We start from the raw sequence: 17,790 nt of genomic DNA on the forward strand, positions 1-17,790 counted from the left end.
AAGCGACTACTTGAGCAAGGGATCGCCCTTCACCAGGCGATCGAACTTGGAAACCGACTCGGCGAGCGTATCCTCGGACTTAGCACCGTCAGCGAGAACCGTGCCCAACACTTCGGCGAAGGTCTCGACCAACTGCGTCGAGCGCGACATGATCGGCAAGCCCTTGGAATGATCGACCGCATAGCCGACCTTTCTCATCATCGGCCAGGCCTCGAGGAACTTGCTGTCCTCATAGATCCAGGCCTGCGTCGGCTGGCCGCCGTCGAGCGCGCGCTTGTAGGCCGCATCCTTCGATTCAACCCACTTCAGGAACTCCCATGAGCATTCCTTGTTGGGCGCGTTGGACGGGATGGCCCAGCCCCAGGCGCCGAGGAAGCTCTCCTTGCCCGGCAAGGGCTCGAACATCATCTTGTCGACGACGAGCGAGTCTTTCTTGTCCTGGAGGGTCGGGAACAGGAAGAGATAGCTGATCGCGAAGATTGCCTTGCCCTGCTTGAGGGTATTGGCGACGTCGTCGAAATTGGCTCCCAGCGCCCCCGGCTGAGCCGCGTTCTTCAGGAGATCGGCATAGATGTTGACGGCCTTCGCCGCCTCGGGATTACCCATGGTGCTCTTCCATGTCGCGCGGTCATAGAAATCGCCGCCGACGCTGAACAGATAGTTCGTCGCCTCCATGACGACCGGGTCGGCACGCTGTCCGGCCATCGCCATGCCGTGCATGTTCTCCTGCTTGCCAGCCCATTTGGCCACTTCGGCGAACTCCTCGAGCGTCTTCGGGAACTCCCAGTCCTTGCCGAACTGCTTCTTGTAGGCCTCGCGGAATGCCGGGGCATCGACGATGTCCTTGCGATAGAGGACGCCCATGGCGTAGTGCCAGAAGGGCAGCATGTAGGTCTTGCCCTGCACGCGGCCGTTCAATTCCATCAATGCCGGGATGTAGACGCCGGTATCGATCTTGTCGCGGGCGATCAGCTCGTCGAGCTCGGCTATCCAGCCGGCGGTCTTGAATTCGCCGACCCAATAGCTGTCGACCACCAGGACATTGTAATGACCGGAGCTGGCGGAGAGGCTAGGCACCAGCTTTTCATGCATCAGCGAATAGTTGATGGCCTCGATATTGACCTTGGTGTTGTAGGCCTTCTCGAACTCACTCTTGATGTTGGAAACCGCGACCGTGTCGGGAACGGTTTCCATGAGAATGTTGATCTCGGTGTCCTTGCAGACATCGCTCGCGGCCAGGGACGGTGCTGCGCCGCAGAGTAGGAGAAGTGCCGCCAGTGAACAGTAGTGCTTCCTCATGAGTGTTTCCTTTCCCTGTTTGATGTTCGGTTGTGATCCGTCATCCCTTGACCGCGCCCAGGCTCAGACCGGCGATGAGCAAATTCCGGATGGCGAAATAAAGGATGACCATCGGCGTGATGGCGAGCATCGTCGCGGCGCAGACGGCGCCGATCGCCGTGCCTTGCTGGGTGACGAGGCTCGAGATGGCGACCGGCAATGTCTGGCTATTCTTGCCGGTCAGCATCAAGGCGAACAGAAACTCGTTCCAGCAGAGGACGAAGCTCAGGACCGCCGCGGCGCCGATGCCAGGCAAGGCGGAAGGCACGACGATGCGCAAGAACACGCCGAAGGTGGTGCAGCCGTCGATGAGGCCGGCCTCGTCCAGCTCGCGCGGCACGCGCTTGAAGAAGCTCACCAGGATCCAGACGACATAGGGCAGGTTGAAGGTCAGATACGAGATGATCAGCCCGGCATGCGTGTCGGTGAGCGCCATTTCTTTGAAGATAAGAAAGAAGGGAATGACCAGGACGATCGGCGGCATCATCTGCGTCGCCAGGATGGCGATCGGCGCCACGGCGCCTCCGGCACGGAAGCGCTCGATGACATAGGCCGCGCATGCCCCGATGGCGATCGCAATGGCGGTGGTCGCCAGGGCGATTAGGAGACTGTTGACGAAGAAGGAGGCGAAATTGAAACGCAACAGGATCTCGCGATAGTTGTCGAGCGTCGGAGTGAAGAAAAGGTCGGGCGGTATCTTGTAGGCGATCACCTTGTCGGCGAAGGACGTGCGCAGCACCCACAGCAAGGGTAGAAGAATGACGGCCGAGGCCAGGCTCAGCACGGCATGTGCCGCATATTTCGTCCACCGTGATTGTCCGACCATGACACTGCTCATACCTGCATAGGCTACCGTCACGCCGCCACGTTGACGCCGGCAACCTTCACGCCGCTGTCCAGAAATTCGATGATGTGGCGTACCGCCTGGTTGATATCCTGCCGGATCGCGGCTTCCACGCCATCAGCGTCGCGAGCGACAAGCCGGTCGATGACCAGCGCGTGCGACGCATTGGCGTTCTCGTAGAAATTGCCTTCCACCGCGAGCAGGTTGAACCACGGCGCGACCTGCAGCCAGGCGAGATCGATCATCTGGTTGAGAAAGGGCATTTGCGCCGCTTCGTAGATCGTCGAATGGAACTCTTCGTTGTTCTGCAGATAGGCCGCAAGATTACGGTCCTTGATCGCCCGATCCATCCGATTCTTGCGGGAGACGAGGCGCTTCACAGCCTGGTCGGTGATGCGGTTGACGGCCTGGCGTCCCGCCAGACCTTCCAGCCTCAGCCTGACCTCGGTGATTTCCGCGCACCGCTCGCGAGTGAGCGGTGGAACGATGACCGTCCGGTTGGGCAGAACCTTGAGCGCATGGCACGCGATCAATCGCTGCAGCGCTTCGCGAACGGGCGTCGCCGAGACGCCGAGCTCCTTGCCGAGACCTCTGATGGTCATCGCCTGGCCGGGCCGGAACCGGCCGGTGCGCAGCGCATGGCGCAGCGACGCATAGGCCTTCTCGTGCAACGGCTCCGGTGTGATCGGCTCAAGCTCGGCCATGGGCATTCCGCAAGACAGAAGACGCTGTAGTCTATATGTTATAACAAGTAGCTGTAAAGCCCATGCAGCAGAAGCCCTAGAATCACGCCCGGCGCAGGCGATTGGCAAGTATTACCAATAAGATACCGGGAATGAAGACAACGGTCGCGATCGCCGGATAGAGCGGCGATGAGCCGATGGCAATGCCGGAAAAGATGAAAGTCGGCAGCGTACGGGTCGAGCCGGCGAGGCTGTAGGTCAGATAGAAATTGCCCCAGCTCAGCAGGAAGGCGAAGATCGCGGCCGAGAAGATGCCCGGCCACAGAAGCGGAATCGTGATGTGGCGGTAGACTTGGAACGTATCGGCGCCGCAATCGCGCGCCGCATCCTCGAGCGTCGCATCGAAGTTGAAAACCTGCACGGCGACGATCACCATGGCGAAGGGCGTGATATAGACGATATGGCCGATGATCGCGGTGGTGATGCCGGTCGAAAAGTCGAAGATGCGGCCCAGCACCGAAAACCACAGCAGCAGCACGATGCCGAGCAGCAATTGCGGGAAGGCCAGCGGCACGCCCGCCAGCAGCCTGAAGGATTCCCGGCCTCTGAACCGATAGCGCACCGCGACGATCGCCGCCATGGTGCCAATGGCGGTGGCGATGAGCGTGGTGACGACGGCGATCAGCGTCGAGTTCCACAGCGCGGTGAGCGCATTGGCATTGCGGAACAATTCGCCATACCAGCGCAAGGAAAGGCCCTCGAAGGGCAGCGTCAGAAAGCGGCCTTCCTGGAAGGAGAAGGCGATCAGCGTGAAGATCGGGATATAGAAGAAGATCAGCACCACGGCGAGGCTGCCCCACAGCGCGGCATCGATCAGCCGGTTCTCGACTTGGGCGCTCATGTCGCGAGGCTCGCACGTTTCATGCCGATCACCCGGCTGAACAGCAGAACGATGAAGACAGACACCACCATCAGCACGAGCGTCAATGCCGCGCCAAGCGGCCAGTTCACTCGTGTCTCGAAGGTCTGGCGAATGAGCTCCGCCGACATCGGCGACTTGCCGCCGCCCAGCACCTTGGGCTCGAGGAAGGCGCCGGCGCTCAGCAGGAAGATCAGCACGCTGCCGGCCCAGATGCCGGGCTTGCACAAAGGCAAGGTGACTTCCCAATGCGCCCGGAGCTTGCCGGCACCCGCATCATAGGCGGCAAGAATGAGCGAGCGGTCGATATTGCTGATCGACAGATAGAGCGTGAAGATGGCGAAGGCCAGAAGCGAATAGACCATGCCGAGCAAGGTCGCCCAATCGGTATAGAGGAAAGCGACGATGTCCGGCGGCAGGCCGAGCGACGCCAGTGCATAATTCGCCATGCCGTTCTTGTCGAGGAACAACGCCCAGCCATAGATCTTCAAGGTGGCGTCGGTGATGAAGGCGAAAGTGATGAGCACCTTGATCTCGTTTTCCCACGCCTTGAAGCGCGTCGCGAGCCCGTAGGCCACCGGAAAGGCGATCACCAGGCAGATCGCCACGCAGGCCATGGCCATGAACATGGTATGCATGAGGATCGTCCAGTAATGCGGCTTGGAGAAGATGTCCGTCCAGGTCCACAGGTCCCAGCTCCATTGCAGCTGGAAACTCCGGCTGCGCTGGAAGGTGAGCAGGAAGGTCATCACCAGCGGCGCCAGGAAGCACGCTGTCTGCAGGATGACGGTCGGCAGGGCCTTGATCAGCAATTCCGGGTCGCGCCAGCTCTTCCGGACCTCATCCGCCATGGTCAGGCCCCGGGACCGAAGACATAGATGTCCTTCTTGGCGAAGCCGAGCCGCACTTTGTCACCAATCCGCATGGGGAGCGACGACGTGCCGGGGATCTCGACGACGAGGTTCTGGCCGCCCCGGGTCCGGGCGCGATACTGGACCGTGCCGCCCTTGCCGAACATCTCGGTCACTTCGGCGCCGATGATGCCCTCGGCCTTTTCCTCCGGCCCCAGCACGCGCAGCAATTCCGGTCGCAGCATCAGGAGTGCATCGCCCTGTCCCACGCCATCGGCGACAAAATCGGAAGCGATCCTGCCATCGATGTCGGCAATATCGGCAGAGCGATAAACGAGGCCCGATTTGTCGCGCGCCGTGACCTTGATCGGCATCAGATTGGTTTCACCGATGAAGCCGGCGACGAAGCTGCCGGCCGGCCGGTAATAGATATCGGCCGGCGTGCCGAGCTGCAGGATGGCGCCGTCGCGCATCACGCAGATGCGGTCGGCCAGCATCATCGCCTCTTCGAGATCGTGTGTCACATGCACGAAGGTGACGCCGACGGAGCGATGCAAGCGCTTGAGCTCGGCCTGCAGCACTTTCTTGAGCTTGACGTCGAGCGCCGACAGAGGCTCATCGAGCAGCAGCAATTTGGGTTCCGACACCATCGAGCGCGCCAGCGCCACACGCTGCTGCTCGCCCCCCGAAAGCTGGCGGGGAAAGCGCGTGAGATAGTCGGTCTTGAGCTGCATGAGCTCGATCATCTGGCCGACCCGTTTCCTGATCTCGCCAGGCTGGGTTTTTCGCAGCTTCAAGGGAAAGCCGACATTCTCCGCCACCGTCATATGCGGGAACAGCGCCAATCTCTGGAACACCATACTGGTCGGCCGTTTCGCCGCGGGAACGCCCGCCATGTCGGCGCCGGCAATGGCGATACGGCCTTGATCCGGCTCCTCGAAGCCCGCGATCTGCTTCAGCAAGGTTGTCTTGCCGCAGCCCGACGGGCCTACCAGGGCGATGAACTCGCCCTCGCTGACGCTGAGCGACACGCCTTTCAGCGCCTGGTGCGCGCCATAGGACTTCCGCACATCCTGGATGTCGAGAATGGCCGTCATCGCAAAAGGCACGTCCGCAAGTTCATGTCATTGTGCCGCGGCCAGCTCCTCCTGCCAGATGGCAAGCATCTCGTCGATATTGGGGGCGATGCGGTGCATCTGCGAATTGTCCCAGGCTTTCCACATATAGTCGACCTGCAGGATGTCGCGCTCCTCGGGCGTGTAGAGCGCTTCCACCGCCTTGTTGGTCACGACATTGCAGGTCGAATCGAGCAGCGACAGGATGTGTCCCGATTCCTTCGACACGACATGTTTCAGGAGCTTCTGCGACAGTTCCGGCTGATCGGTGTCCTTGAGGATCGCCGTCGCCTCGACCCAGATGATGCCCTGCTTCAGACCGTTCTTGGGCTCAGGCACCACGGCCATGATGTTCTTGTGGCCCTGCTTGCGCACCGCCGAGGTCAGATAGGAGCCGGCGCCGATGCAGCCGAGGAGCGAACCGTCGAGCAGGCCCTTCTGCGCCTGCGTCAGATCGGCGACCAGGGTGCGCGTGTTCTTGAACATCGCGCGCAATACCTTGCGCACTTCCTCCAGCGCATTCTGGTCAAGCTCGTCATAGGGATTGATGCCGGCATGGAGGGCCATGGGCAGAATGGGCCAGTCGCCCCAATCCATCACGCAGATCTTGCCCTTATTGGCGTCGTCGAAGACCGGATCATAGGTCCGCCAGGCCTCGGGCTTGGTGATGTCGGTGTTGAGGCACGGACCGACCCAGCCCCAGCGTGTCGCCACGCCAATGGTCTTGCCGTCATTGAGCAAAGGCTCGAAGGGCGGCTTGAACTGGTCATAGAAGGTTGCGTAGACGTCCTCATAGTCGGAAGGGTTGAGCTCGAGCGTCAGCCCCGCCGGACCCATGCGGGTGATCCAGGGCATGTCGCTCGAGACGATGTCGACCTCGCGCGAGGCGCCCGCCTGCAATTTGGCGAAGCCGCCGGGACTGTCGACGATGAGGTCGAAGGCGATGTCGACATCATTGGCCTTCTTGAAGGGATCGATGATGCGCGGGTCGTTGTAGCCTTCCCAGCACATATAGGTCATCTGGGCAGCCGCCCGCGAGGGCCGCGAGGATAGGCCCGCCATGGCGACGCCCGCGGTCGCGGCCATGCCTTTGAGCAGGCGGCGGCGGGTGAGGCCTGCCTCATCGAGGCCCGCGGCCTTGATCTGGCGTTGATAGAATTGCGGCAGGTCGCTGTACCAGCTCTTCGTCATCTGTCCCTCCCACGGGTTCGTTTCTCGGTTGGGGGGATTATCCGAGAGACGGACGCTTACGGGTATATCCCCCGGGGAATAGGCGGGCGCCCTCCGGCCGCGCCTGGACGAAGGCCAGATAGGCGGCGAAGAGCTCGGCCTGGGTCGAGATATTGAGCTTCCGGTAGACATTCTTGCGGTGGATTTTCACCGTGCCGGGGCTGATGTCGAGATGATGGGCGAGCGACTGGGTCGAATGGCCCTGCAGGATCATGGTCATGATCTGGCGTTCACGGGCGGAGAGCACGCCGCCGCCGAATTCCTCCAGGGTGACCACGGCACCGGCCCCGGCCGTATCGGCGGAAACAAGCCGCGCCCGGGTGATGCGACCCCAATGGCGGGCGCACAGGCTGCGGAGCGCCGGCTCGATCGCCTGCAGGATCTCGAGCTCGTCGCGCGACAGAGCGGGCGAGGAATTCCAGCGCGCCAGCGAGGCGACGCCGATGATGCCGCGCCCGGCGGCAAAGACGAAGCCCACCTCCTCGCCGATACCGGTGCGCTTGTAATGGGTGCGGTAATATTCGCTCTGGCGGAAGCGGTCGGGGGCGATGTCGTGCAGGCGGAAACAGCCCTCCTGCCTGCCGTCCTCGACCAGCTGATAGAAGGGGTCGAGCAGATAAGGCCCATTTGTATAGTCCTCGGCGATGACGCCATGGCGCTCGCGGTCGAGCGTGTCGCCCAGCATCAAGGGCTGTTCGGAGCCCTGATAGCCGAAGACCATCACAAAATCGGCATGGACGAGGCGCTGGACGGCGCCCAGCAAGGCCGAGACGAAGCCGTCGGTTTCAAGGGCCTCGGTGAGCTCGGCGATGCTCCGGGCGAAACTGTCGAGCACCAGATGGCGCCGGGGAATGGAACCTGTCATCGCTCCTTTATAGCCCAGGGCGGGATTCGGGGCGACCGCCATCGCCGCGCTATTGCTTTAGGGATATGGCCAGGCGAATGCCGGCAAATCTAGCTTGCGCCGACCAGACAACAAGGAGCGGATCATGGCGAAGACAATGAAGGCGGCGGTCCTGCACAAGATCAAGGACAGGCTCGCCATAGAAGATGTCGCCGTTCCTGAGCCCGGTCATGGCGAGATCCTGATCAAGGTCAAAGCCTGCGGTGTCTGCCACAGCGACCTTCACGCCATCGAAGGCGACTGGTCGCCGCTGCCCAATCTGCCGCTCATTCCGGGCCATGAGGTCGCGGGCCATGTCGCGGCCCTGGGGCCAGGGGTCGAAGGTTTCAAGCCGGGCGATGCGGTCGGCGTGCCGTGGATGTATTCCTCATGCGGCGCATGTGAATTCTGCCTCGCCGGCATGGAGACCATCTGCAAATCGGGCGAAGCGACAGGCTATTCCAAGCCCGGCGGCTATGCCGAATATATGGTGGCGCCCGCCGCTTTCGTCGGCCGGCTTCCCGTCGATGCCGATTTCTTCGAGCTCGCTCCCATCCTCTGCGCCGGCGTCACCACCTATCGCGGCCTCAAGCGCACCGGCGCGCGCCCCGGCCAATGGGTCGCCATTCTCGGCATCGGCGGCCTCGGCCACATCGCCATCCAATATGCCCGCGCCATGGGCCTGAGGGTCGCCGCCGTCGATGTGGCGGCGGACAAGCTGGCGCTGGCGAAATCGCTCGGCGCCGAGATCCTGGTCGACGGCTCGCAAGAAGATGCGGTGGCTTCCATCCAGGCGAAGATCGGCGGCGCCCATGCCGCCGTGGTGACGGCGGTCGCGAGCAAGGCCTTCGAACAGGCGGTCCTGATGCTGAGGCCCGCGGGAACGGTCGCCTATATCGGCCTGCCCGGCGGCAAATCGGATGAGATCCGCACCTCGATCGCCGCGATCACCAATTGGGAACTGAGCATCAGGGGCTCCAATGTCGGCACGCGCGCTGACCTCCGAGAAGCGCTCGATTTCGCCGCCAATGGCCTCGTCCGGGCCAAGATCAGGACCGCGCCTCTGTCGGAGATCAATGCGGTTTTCGACGAGATGAGGCAAGGCAAGATCGTCGGCCGCGTCGTGCTTGATCTCGGCCTGGAAGCACACTAATTCCGCCCGTCATGGCGGACGACGTCGAAATCCATCTCTGCGGGCCAGGCGATGAAGAGCTCTTCCGACAGATCGCGGATGATGTCTTCGATGATCCGATCGAGCCCGAAAAGCTTGCCCGCTATCTGACATTTCCCAATCATCATCTTTTCATCGCCATCGAAAAAGGCATCGTCATCGGCCAGCTCACGGCGCTGTCCTATGAGCATCCGGAGAACCGCCCGGGCGATCTCTTCATCGATGAAGTCGGTGTGGCAGAGCCGGCACGCCGGCGCGGCGTCGCCACGCGCCTCATGCAGGCCGCCTTCGCGTTCGGCCGAGAACGGGGATGCCGCGACGCCTGGCTCGGCACCGAAGTGGAAAACCTGGAGGCGCGCGCTTTTTACGAGCGCCTGGGGCAGAAGGGCGAGCCGGTGATCTATTTCAACTTCCGGCTATAGGCTTCTTTCCCCTTCGTCAAAATGAAACCATCCCGCCGCACAAAATCAGGCTTGCGGTTGCCATAATGGCATGGTGTTTTGCGCGCGACTAACCGGAGGGCAATCGTGCTGCGCATTACGGCGACCGCAATCTTCATTCTTGTTTCCCCTTTCCAGGCCTTTGCAGAAAAACGCGTCGCGCTTGTCATGGGGGCCGACGACTACAAGATCATCCGGCCGCTCGCCAATGCCGTCAATGACGCGCTGGCCATCGAGACCGCGCTGGAGAAGCTCGGCTTCGAGGTGACGCTCGAATCCAACCGCGACCTCAAGCGCATGCGCCGGGCGCTGGAGGATTTCCGCGAGGATGCCGCGGGCGCCGATGTGGCGCTGGTATTCTTTGCCGGCCATGGGGTCGAGATCTCAGGGCAAAACTTCCTTCTCCCGATCGACGCCAAGGCGGAGAGCGCCGACACGCTCAAGATCTCGGCCCTGCCGCTCGATGAAGTGCGCGCCACCATTGCCGCGACCGGCAAGGTCGGCCTCATCATGCTCGATGCCTGCCGCAATGATCCCTTTGGCGGCGGCAGCGCCGATGGATCGAGCCGCGGCGCCGCCGTCGTCGAAGAGCCCAATGCGTCCCTCGATGTGAGGCCGGGTCTCGGCCGCATGGGCCGGGCCGAGAATGTGCTTTTCGCTTTCTCGGCGGCACCCGGCGAAACCGCATCCGATGGAAAGGGCCCCAATTCGCCCTTCACCACGGCGCTCGCCAAATATCTCGGCACCGATGGACTCGAGATCCGTTCCGCCCTCACCCTCGTCCAGCAGGAAGTCTACGACCAATCGCGCGGCAACCAGCTGCCCTATATCGAGAACGGCCTGCCCAAGCTGTTCTTCGCGGCGGTGACGGCGAATGACTTGCCCGAACGTGAGCGGCTGCTGCTCGCCATGGCGGACGTCACGTCGGATCTCCGCGATGAGGTCGAAAGGCTCGCCAAGGAAAAGGACATGCCGCTGGCGCCGCTCTATGGCGCCTTGATCTCATCCGACGCCAAGGATCTCACCCTGGAGCAGCGCAGCCGGAAGCTCGCCGAAGCGGCCGACGCCTTCGTCACGACGCGCAACCAGATGCGCACGCTCGCCTCCGCCGACCCGCAGGTGACCAAGCTTCGGCAGGAAGCGGAGCAGCAGCTGGCGCTCGGCGCGTTCAATACGGCGCGCGGCAAGCTTGCCGAGGCGGCGGCCATCGACTCCACCTCGCGGACCGCGCTGAAGACCAACTTCCTCGAACGCACGCTGTCGGAGGCGAGCACACATGCGATCAGCGGCGGCGCCTCGCGTGCCGACCTCAACTACGATCTCGCCATCGCCAGCTATGAGCAGGCGGCTGCCCTCTATGGCGAGGTCGCTGCCGAAAAATTGCCCGACGCGCAGCGTGAACAGCAATTCCGGACGCTTGATGCCCTGGGCGATCTTTATGTCACCGTCGGCAACCTGGCGATGGCGAAGAAAGCGTTCGAGACGGGTCAGGCGGTCGCGACCAAGCTGATGGATGCCGAGCCGGAAAACCGCAGTTGGAAGGACAGCCTGGCCGTCAGCACGCTCAAGCTGGGCGACGTGCTGCGCGACCAGGGTGACTCGAAAAGCGCTCTCGCCTCTTATGAGAGCGGACTTGGCCTGCGCCAGGATCTCGCCACGGCCGATCCAGCCGATGCTACGGCGCGCGGTCTCGAAGCAGCGGCCTATCTCAAGATCGGCGCCCTGCACAAGCTTCAGGGCAATCCCGGCAAGGCCTTGGCGGCTTACGAAGCCAGCCGCGACATTGTCCAGGGACTGGTTGAGGGCGACGCGGCGAAAGACGACTGGCAGACAACGCTGGCGCTCAGCCATCGGCTGATCGGTGAGATCGAGCAGGAAGAAAAGAAGCTCCCGGAAGCGCTCTCGTCCTATCAGGCGAGCCTCGACATCGCCAAAAGGCTCGCCGATGCGAAGCCCGCTGATCCGCTGCGGCAGTTCAACCTGGCGAGCGCTTATGAAGCGATGGGCTCGATCCAGTTCGACCAGGCCCGCGCCCTCACAAAATACAAGGAGGATGCGGGCAAGCCCGCTTTGGTGTCGCTCGAGGCTTCAGCTGCGATCATCAAGCGCCTTGTAGCAGCCGATCCCAAGAACACCGCCTGGCAGCGCGGTCTTGCCGGTGTCCTGGAGAAGATCGGCGAGACCACCTATTTCGGCGACAATGTCATCACCAAGGAGGATGCCGAGAAGGCGCTCGCCGCCTACAACTCGGCCAACGAGATCCGCCGGACGCTGGTCAGTTCCGATCCGACGAACAAGGTCTGGGTCGCGGATCTGGTCACTTCCTATGAGCGGATGGCCACCTGGTACGAATTCGTGCCCGACGATGTGACGGCCATAGGCTACAGCAAGAAGGCGCATGAAGCGGTGCTCCAGCTCGCGGGGCTCGACCCGGAGAATGTCGAATGGCAGCGCAACGCCACCATGTATCACGCGAAGCTTGCGGGGTCCTATGTCCAGCTCAAGGATTACAAGAATGCGCTGGCCTATGACCAGGCCGGTCTCGCTCACGCGCTGAAAGTCGCCGAGGCCCATCCGGACAAGCAGGTCTATCAGAGCGATGTCATCATCTTCCACACGAGGGTCGCCTTCGACAAGGGCAAGCTCGATGACTGGCAAGGCTTCTTTGCGCAGAACGATTTGAAGCTCGAAGCAGCGAAGACCTTCAACAAGCGCTTTCCGGACGACCCGAACAGCTTGCGCGATCTGTACAAGTCCTACATGGATGTCGGGGGCACCTATACGAAGAACTTTCCGCAAGATGCGCTGAAGCTATTCGAAGCGGCGAGGAGTGCGGCACAGAAGGCCGCCGATCTCGCACCCAAGAACCCGGAACTCCTCTATGGCGTCTATGACACGCAAATCAAAAGCGGATATGTGCTCGAGGAACAAGGCGACAGGGCGCGCGCGTTGAAAGCCTACGAGGCCGCCCTCGCGACCATCGAGAAGGCCGTCGCCCTGAAACCGGATGAGGTCGCCTACACCGCCAGCCGGGATCATGCCCAGGCGCGGATCAGCGGCGTTCGCAATTAGGCTTGCGGATATCGGCGCGCAATCTCCAATATTTACCGCAGGTAGCGCTCGGAAATCAAAGGCTTGAGCCTAGCGCTGCTCTTCCGCCATGCTAGAGTGAGTCCCGCAGAGGGAGAGGCCAGTGTGGATCGACAGGCACTTGCCGTCATTCAGACGGCATAAGGGCTATGGGTATGTGGTGGCGGCGGGTTTCATCCTGGTCGCCGCCGGCCTCAAACTGGCGATGCCCGGCATGCAGCCTTTCCTCACCCTTTACCCGGCAGTGCTGCTCAGCGCCTTTGTTGGCGGCCGCAAGGCCGGGCTGGCCGCCCTTTTCGTCTGTACCGGGCTTGCGATCTATTTCCTCGCGACCTCCGGCTCCGGAGATCCCACGGGACTCTGGGCGGTCGCGGCCGTCATCGGATTCATCATCGTCTGCGGACTGATCCTGTTCATCGTCCACCTCCTCGACAAATCGATCCAGCGGCTCGAGCATGAAAGGCGGTCGCTGCAGCACGAGCAGCGGCGGCTCGAACTCGCCTTCAAGGCGGCGGACATGGCGAGTTGGGAGATCAAACCCGACGGGCAGCTCATCTGGGATGATAATTTCTTCCGCCTTGTCGGGCTCGATCCCGTAAAGGACGCCCCCGCCGCGGAACGCTTTCTCGCCATGGTGCATCCGGAGGATCGCGCACGCATGCAGGAAGCCCGCAACCGGATGAAGCAAGGCGAGCCGCCGCCGCCACGCGATGAATATCGCTTCTATCGGCCCGACGGACGGATGATATGGCTCGAGAATCACCGCGTCTCGGTGGATCGCGACGGCAAGCACTTCATCGGCATCACCCAGGACGTCACGCGCCGAAAGAAGGCGGAAAAGCGCATGACAATGCTGATGCGCGAACTCGCCCATCGGGTGAAGAACCAATATGCGGTGATCCTGGCGATGATCCGCGAGACCAACAGTCAGGCGCGCTCGCCGGAGGAATTCGAGACCCTGATCCGCGCGCGCATCACGGCATTGTCGCGCTCGCAAGATCTGCTCGTCCATGGCGACTGGGAGCGGGCCGATCTTCATGGCCTCATCATCGCCCACATCGACAGCTTCGGCGTCAGGGACAGGCTTGCAACGGAAGGTCCGGAAGTGCTGCTGTCGCCCACCGCGGCGCAGTATCTCGGCATGGCCTTCCATGAGCTCGCTACCAACGCCGCGAAGCACGGCGCATTTTCCGTGCCGGAAGGCCGGGTCAATATAACCTGGTCGCTTGCCGGCGAGGCGGATGCGCGCATCCTCACCTTGCGCTGGGAAGAGACCGGGGGGCCTGCGATGAAGCAGGAGAAGTCCAAAGGTTTCGGCAGCAAGGTGCTCGAACAGTTGACGCCCGCGGCGGTGCAGGGCGAGGCCAAGGTCGAGCACCAGGCCTCCGGCCTCGTATGGGAGCTCAAAGCGCCGCAAAGCGGTCTCGAAAGCACCTGACCTCCCTCTCCTCATGGCATGGTGACAGATCCTGTCAGCAATGGCGCCTATGATCAGATGATGAGGCTTGGTTCCCTGGTCTTCTGAGGAACCAAGCCGCGCCAATGGCATTTATGACTGCACCCTGAAGTGAGTTTGTTCCATGAATGCGTTGCTTCAGAGATTTTACCGGTGGTTTCATTCTTTCGATGAGGATGACGAGCCGCCAAAGGTTGTCGTTAAGACACCTGAGGATGGCGCGCGCATCGGTATGGTCGGCTGGTACTGAGACAACCATAAAAGCGCACGAAACTGCCTTTCCATCAGGCCTTTCGATCGTAGCCACCAGTCCATCGCTAGCACCTTGTTTCAAAGGAGAAAAATGCCGCTGGAGACGTACACTCCTGCCGCTATGGTTAATATGATTGCTCGGATTTGGGAGGCGGGCCTTCGGTTGCGTTAGCATCTTGCGTGGTAAATGCCCACGCCAGGAGGACACCTTCCGATGAAGACGGCGGTCGCTGCCAGATCCCATCAGGCTGACGAAGAGCTTGTCATCAAGGGCGAGCATTTCGCGCAGATGTTGCAGTCCATCGAACTGCTGCATCGTCGCTTCCTCGATGTCATCACCGTGGAACTCGGGCAGCGCAATAAGACGCTGAGCTCGGTGCAAGCCCTCATCCTCAGCCACGCTCATGGGATGCCCATCTCCTTGGGCGAGCTCCAGGCCCTTGGCCATTATGAGGGAACCAACCTTGCCTATAATGTCGGCAAGCTCGCGGCGGGCGGCTATATCACGCTGGCGCGGCCGCAATGGGACAAGAGATCGAGCCTCATCGAGCTGACCGAAGAAGGTCGTGACGTGGCGCAGATCGTGGCGCAACTCCTCATGGACCACGCCGGGCTGCTTCCTGAGATCGGCATCAGTGCAGCGGACTTGTCGCTGACGACCCGCATGCTGAACGGTCTCAACCGCCTCTGGTCGGCGTAGGTCCTACTGCCATTCCTATTTGCCGTGCGTGACGGCATTGACGATGGCTGACCAATCGGCCGCATCGAAGGCCGGCAGGATCAACGGCTCGACATGGCCGTCACGGCGCGCGGTCAGGACATATTCCATCATCCGCGCCTCATCCGGCATCTCGAAGACCTGGACGAAGTCATAAGGTCCCATGGTGGCATAAAGGGCGATGCTGCGACCACCGAGCTTCTCGACCCGCTCCTTGCTGATGCGGCCGCGTTCCGGTGAATTGTGCAGCTCATCGAGCCCGCGCTGGGTGAGACGCATGAGAGAGATGAAAAGCGGCAAGATGATCTCCTGTCTGATGCGTCAGCGGCGCACGGCCTTGAGGCCGGCGATGACATCCTTCGTCGTCGCCACGACGCCGAATATGCCGTCCTCGACGGTCACCATATGAATGGCGGCCTGGTGCGCATATTGATCGCCGCTGGCACAGGCGTCTTCGATCAACAGGTTCTGGAAGTTGCGATCCTGCGCCTCGCGCAAGGTGGTGTGGACGCAGACATCCGTCGTGCAGCCCGTGAACAGCAGATGAGTGATGCCGCGGGCGCGCAGCACATGCTCGAGATCGGTATAGGTGAAGGCGCCATTGGCCGTCTTGTCGACGATGATGTCGTCGGGATGGACATCGATCTCGGGAACGATCTCGTATCCAGGCGACGAGCGCAACAGCACCTCGGTGCCGTCGAGGCCGGCACGGCGCCTGCGCCACACTTCGTAGGGCGTCATGTCGGCCCGATCGGCGCGGTAGCCCTGGCGCGTATGGACGACGGTGCAACCGGCGCCGCGGGCCGCGGCAATGACAGCGTTCACGTTCGGGATGATCGCGCGCAGAGGTGCCGGATCGTAGCCCTTGCGGGCGAAATAGCCGTCCGGGGACAGAAAATCCATTTGCAGGTCGATGACCAGCAAAGCGGTGACGGCAGGATCGAGATGGCCGTCATAAGGGTAGTCGAAAGGCCGGGCGGCAATGGGCATGGCGAGGTCTCCACAAACGAGGGCGCCAAACTAGAGAGCCCGATCTGTGTTGACAAACTATTTGATCTACTGAATTCCAGTTTAAATACTAGACAATCAAATCGAGGCCACCCATCCGCCCAATAGCTGCAGCAACCTCGGAAACCCCCTTGTTGCGCAGAAGGTCGGTGAAGATATAGGGGCGGCCTCCACGGACCCGTTTCGTATCCCCCTCCATGACGTCGAGATCAGCGCCGACATAGGGGGCCAGATCCATCTTGTTGATGATGAGGAGGTCCGAGCGGGTGATGGCGGGCCCACCCTTGCGCGGTATCTTTTCGCCCTGGCAAACGCTGATGACGTAGAGCGTCAGATCGGCAAGCTCGGGCGAGAAGGTCGCCGCCAGATTGTCGCCGCCCGATTCGATGAAAACCACATCGAGATCCGGATGACGCCGATTGAGCTCGGCAATCGCTCCCAGATTGATGGAAGCGTCCTCGCGGATCGCGGTATGCGGGCAACCGCCCGTCTCAACGCCCAGGATGCGGTCTTCCGGCAGCGCCTGCAGCCGGCTGAGGATCAGCGCATCCTCCCTCGTATAGATGTCGTTGGTGACGACGGCGATCGACCAATGCTCGCGCATCGCCTTGCAGAGCTTCTCCGTCAGCGTCGTCTTGCCGGATCCGACCGGTCCCCCTATGCCGACGCGCAGCGGGCCGTGAGCACCACTCATGATCTGAACAGCCTTACCGCAAGAGCCTCATGCCGCATTGCGGCCATATCGGCCGCGAAACTCGCGCTGCCGAGATCGGCAAGCGACGACCGCGCCGCTTTGCGCGCGCCTGTAATGATCTGATTTTCCAGTGATGCCATGAGAGCGGTTCCCTCCGACTGGCCGAGCGGGATGAGCCTGATGCCGGCCGAGACGAGATTGGCCGCACAGGCATGCAGGAACGCGGCACAGGCCGCTTCCCGGTCGATTTCCATGGCGGCGGCAGCCGCTCCGACGGCCACGGGATAGGGAGATGAGAGATCGGCACCGGTGCTGGCCGTCCAAGGCCGCACGGCGCCCTGAAAAGAGCGGCCCTGATCCATTGTTTCGAGATGACGTTCGGCGCTGACCGCCATGGCCTCTCCCCATTCCGCCGCCCGGCGCAAGCGTGGAAAGTCTCCCATGGCTGCCGCATGCCAGGCCTCAACCAGCAGCACCGCGTCGTTCCACAGGCTGCCGACCGAAATCAGATCCTCGATCCATTCGGCAAGGTCACCCCGCGAGGCGACGACCTCGTCGTGCACGGCATATTCAAGGCCATGCGAATAGCTGAAGGCGCCGACCGGGAAGGAAGGCGACAGCCAGGTCATCAGCCGCAGCATCGCCAGTCGATCAATGCTCATGGCCGTGATGCGCCGAATAGGCGCCACCTTCCGGATTGAAGGGCTCGCGCACCTTTCTCAAGCGCGCGCCCTGATGTTCGAGCATATGTGCGATCACCGGATCATGGCGGATGACGATGCGCTCAGGCTCGATCTGGGCGGCGAGATGGCGGTTGCCGAGATGCCAGGCAAGCGTCATCAGATGCAGGCGATCGCGGCCCTTGATCTCGAGCAGGTTCTCGGCCTCGGCCTTGATCTCGACGAGGCGCCCGTCATCGAGGAGAAGCGCGTCGCCGTCCTTGAGATAGGTCGTCGCGGCGAGATCGAGGAGAAAGGAAAGACCGCCCTCGCCGATCATCGCTATGCGCCGCCGACAGCGGTCTTCATAATCGAGCGTCACCCGGTCCGCAGGGGTGCCCGACCATGTGCCTTTCGGCTTTATCGATTGCGCCCGCAT

The 17,790-nt window shown here is 62.0% G+C and carries 18 protein-coding genes; 5 read left to right on the plus strand and 13 right to left on the minus strand.

Annotated elements, in window-relative coordinates:
- Positions 1-6: 6 nt before the first annotated feature.
- The 8 genes from DS839_RS16420 to DS839_RS16455 form a co-directional block, all read right to left on the minus strand.
- Positions 7-1,299, minus strand: a complete 1,293-nt coding sequence (locus DS839_RS16420) for an extracellular solute-binding protein (protein ID WP_119271523.1) — start codon at positions 1,297-1,299, stop codon at positions 7-9.
- Between the two features lie 40 nt (positions 1,300-1,339).
- Positions 1,340-2,164 (minus strand): carbohydrate ABC transporter permease, encoded by an 825-nt coding sequence (locus DS839_RS16425; protein ID WP_119271524.1) that lies wholly within the window; start codon positions 2,162-2,164, stop codon positions 1,340-1,342.
- 29 nt (positions 2,165-2,193) lie between these two features.
- The gene (locus tag DS839_RS16430; protein WP_162918590.1) at positions 2,194-2,886 is read right to left on the minus strand and encodes a GntR family transcriptional regulator; all 693 of its coding nucleotides are present in this window, start codon (positions 2,884-2,886) and stop codon (positions 2,194-2,196) included.
- Positions 2,887-2,968: 82 nt separating this feature from the next.
- Positions 2,969-3,766, minus strand: a complete 798-nt coding sequence (locus DS839_RS16435) for an ABC transporter permease (protein WP_119271526.1) — start codon at positions 3,764-3,766, stop codon at positions 2,969-2,971.
- Positions 3,763-4,635 (minus strand): ABC transporter permease, encoded by an 873-nt coding sequence (locus DS839_RS16440; RefSeq protein ID WP_119271527.1) that lies wholly within the window; start codon positions 4,633-4,635, stop codon positions 3,763-3,765. The genes DS839_RS16435 and DS839_RS16440 overlap by 4 nt, the downstream gene beginning before the upstream one ends.
- A gap of 2 nt (positions 4,636-4,637) precedes the next feature.
- On the minus strand, positions 4,638-5,732 hold the full coding sequence (locus DS839_RS16445) for an ABC transporter ATP-binding protein (protein ID WP_162918591.1): 1,095 nt from the start codon (positions 5,730-5,732) through the stop codon (positions 4,638-4,640).
- 27 nt (positions 5,733-5,759) lie between these two features.
- A complete protein-coding gene (locus tag DS839_RS16450; RefSeq protein ID WP_162918592.1) occupies positions 5,760-6,941 on the minus strand; it encodes an ABC transporter substrate-binding protein in 1,182 nt (393 codons plus the stop codon).
- Between the two features lie 37 nt (positions 6,942-6,978).
- Positions 6,979-7,845 carry a helix-turn-helix transcriptional regulator gene (locus DS839_RS16455; RefSeq protein ID WP_162918593.1) on the minus strand — a complete coding sequence of 289 codons (867 nt, stop codon included), beginning with the start codon at positions 7,843-7,845 and terminating at the stop codon, positions 6,979-6,981.
- A gap of 124 nt (positions 7,846-7,969) precedes the next feature.
- Between DS839_RS16455 and DS839_RS16460 the strand changes: the two genes are divergently transcribed.
- The 5 genes from DS839_RS16460 (at position 7,970) to DS839_RS16480 (ending at position 14,972) form a co-directional block, all read left to right on the plus strand.
- Complete coding sequence (locus DS839_RS16460; protein ID WP_119271531.1) at positions 7,970-9,016, plus strand: zinc-dependent alcohol dehydrogenase; 1,047 nt, start codon at positions 7,970-7,972, stop codon at positions 9,014-9,016.
- 11 nt (positions 9,017-9,027) lie between these two features.
- A complete protein-coding gene (locus tag DS839_RS16465) occupies positions 9,028-9,456 on the plus strand; it encodes a GNAT family N-acetyltransferase (RefSeq protein ID WP_119271532.1) in 429 nt (142 codons plus the stop codon).
- A gap of 105 nt (positions 9,457-9,561) precedes the next feature.
- Positions 9,562-12,546, plus strand: coding sequence for a caspase family protein (locus DS839_RS16470; protein ID WP_119271533.1), 2,985 nt, complete (start codon positions 9,562-9,564; stop codon positions 12,544-12,546).
- A gap of 121 nt (positions 12,547-12,667) precedes the next feature.
- Positions 12,668-14,002: a sensor histidine kinase gene (locus DS839_RS16475; RefSeq protein ID WP_119271534.1), complete on the plus strand. Its 1,335-nt coding sequence runs from the start codon at positions 12,668-12,670 to the stop codon at positions 14,000-14,002.
- A gap of 484 nt (positions 14,003-14,486) precedes the next feature.
- On the plus strand, positions 14,487-14,972 hold the full coding sequence (locus tag DS839_RS16480) for a winged helix DNA-binding protein (RefSeq protein ID WP_119271535.1): 486 nt from the start codon (positions 14,487-14,489) through the stop codon (positions 14,970-14,972).
- A gap of 15 nt (positions 14,973-14,987) precedes the next feature.
- On the opposite strand, the gene DS839_RS16485 is transcribed toward DS839_RS16480, so the two are convergent.
- The 5 genes from DS839_RS16485 to DS839_RS16505 all read right to left on the minus strand — a co-directional run bounded on the left by DS839_RS16485 (position 14,988) and on the right by DS839_RS16505 (position 17,790).
- Entirely contained in the window at positions 14,988-15,290 is a 303-nt protein-coding gene (locus DS839_RS16485; protein ID WP_368911688.1) for a GYD domain-containing protein, read from the minus strand.
- A gap of 21 nt (positions 15,291-15,311) precedes the next feature.
- Positions 15,312-15,980: a cysteine hydrolase family protein gene (locus DS839_RS16490; protein ID WP_119271536.1), complete on the minus strand. Its 669-nt coding sequence runs from the start codon at positions 15,978-15,980 to the stop codon at positions 15,312-15,314.
- A gap of 88 nt (positions 15,981-16,068) precedes the next feature.
- The gene (ureG, locus tag DS839_RS16495) at positions 16,069-16,692 is read right to left on the minus strand and encodes an urease accessory protein UreG (RefSeq protein WP_119271537.1); all 624 of its coding nucleotides are present in this window, start codon (positions 16,690-16,692) and stop codon (positions 16,069-16,071) included.
- Positions 16,689-17,354 carry an urease accessory protein UreF gene (locus DS839_RS16500; RefSeq protein ID WP_119271538.1) on the minus strand — a complete coding sequence of 222 codons (666 nt, stop codon included), beginning with the start codon at positions 17,352-17,354 and terminating at the stop codon, positions 16,689-16,691. The genes ureG and DS839_RS16500 overlap by 4 nt, the downstream gene beginning before the upstream one ends.
- On the minus strand, positions 17,344-17,790 hold the full coding sequence (locus DS839_RS16505) for an urease accessory protein UreE (RefSeq protein WP_119271539.1): 447 nt from the start codon (positions 17,788-17,790) through the stop codon (positions 17,344-17,346). Before DS839_RS16505 ends, DS839_RS16500 begins: the two co-directional genes overlap by 11 nt.

This window comes from Taklimakanibacter deserti, from assembly GCA_003574785.1.

Excerpts from the sequence above, each read along its gene's own strand:
- DS839_RS16460 (WP_119271531.1), top strand. The coding sequence starts at position 7,970 with ATGGCGAAGACAATGAAGGCGGCGGTCCTGCACAAGATCAAGGACAGG.
- DS839_RS16455 (WP_162918593.1), bottom strand. The coding sequence starts at position 7,845 with ATGACAGGTTCCATTCCCCGGCGCCATCTGGTGCTCGACAGTTTCGCC.
- DS839_RS16500 (WP_119271538.1), bottom strand. The coding sequence starts at position 17,354 with ATGAGCATTGATCGACTGGCGATGCTGCGGCTGATGACCTGGCTGTCG.
- ureG (WP_119271537.1), bottom strand. The coding sequence starts at position 16,692 with ATGAGTGGTGCTCACGGCCCGCTGCGCGTCGGCATAGGGGGACCGGTC.
- DS839_RS16420 (WP_119271523.1), bottom strand. The coding sequence starts at position 1,299 with ATGAGGAAGCACTACTGTTCACTGGCGGCACTTCTCCTACTCTGCGGC.
- DS839_RS16465 (WP_119271532.1), top strand. The coding sequence starts at position 9,028 with ATGGCGGACGACGTCGAAATCCATCTCTGCGGGCCAGGCGATGAAGAG.
- DS839_RS16445 (WP_162918591.1), bottom strand. The coding sequence starts at position 5,732 with ATGACGGCCATTCTCGACATCCAGGATGTGCGGAAGTCCTATGGCGCG.
- DS839_RS16490 (WP_119271536.1), bottom strand. The coding sequence starts at position 15,980 with ATGCCCATTGCCGCCCGGCCTTTCGACTACCCTTATGACGGCCATCTC.
- DS839_RS16430 (WP_162918590.1), bottom strand. The coding sequence starts at position 2,886 with ATGGCCGAGCTTGAGCCGATCACACCGGAGCCGTTGCACGAGAAGGCC.
- DS839_RS16425 (WP_119271524.1), bottom strand. The coding sequence starts at position 2,164 with ATGGTCGGACAATCACGGTGGACGAAATATGCGGCACATGCCGTGCTG.
- DS839_RS16505 (WP_119271539.1), bottom strand. The coding sequence starts at position 17,790 with ATGCGGGCGCAATCGATAAAGCCGAAAGGCACATGGTCGGGCACCCCT.
- DS839_RS16435 (WP_119271526.1), bottom strand. The coding sequence starts at position 3,766 with ATGAGCGCCCAAGTCGAGAACCGGCTGATCGATGCCGCGCTGTGGGGC.
- DS839_RS16450 (WP_162918592.1), bottom strand. The coding sequence starts at position 6,941 with ATGACGAAGAGCTGGTACAGCGACCTGCCGCAATTCTATCAACGCCAG.
- DS839_RS16480 (WP_119271535.1), top strand. The coding sequence starts at position 14,487 with ATGAAGACGGCGGTCGCTGCCAGATCCCATCAGGCTGACGAAGAGCTT.
- DS839_RS16440 (WP_119271527.1), bottom strand. The coding sequence starts at position 4,635 with ATGGCGGATGAGGTCCGGAAGAGCTGGCGCGACCCGGAATTGCTGATC.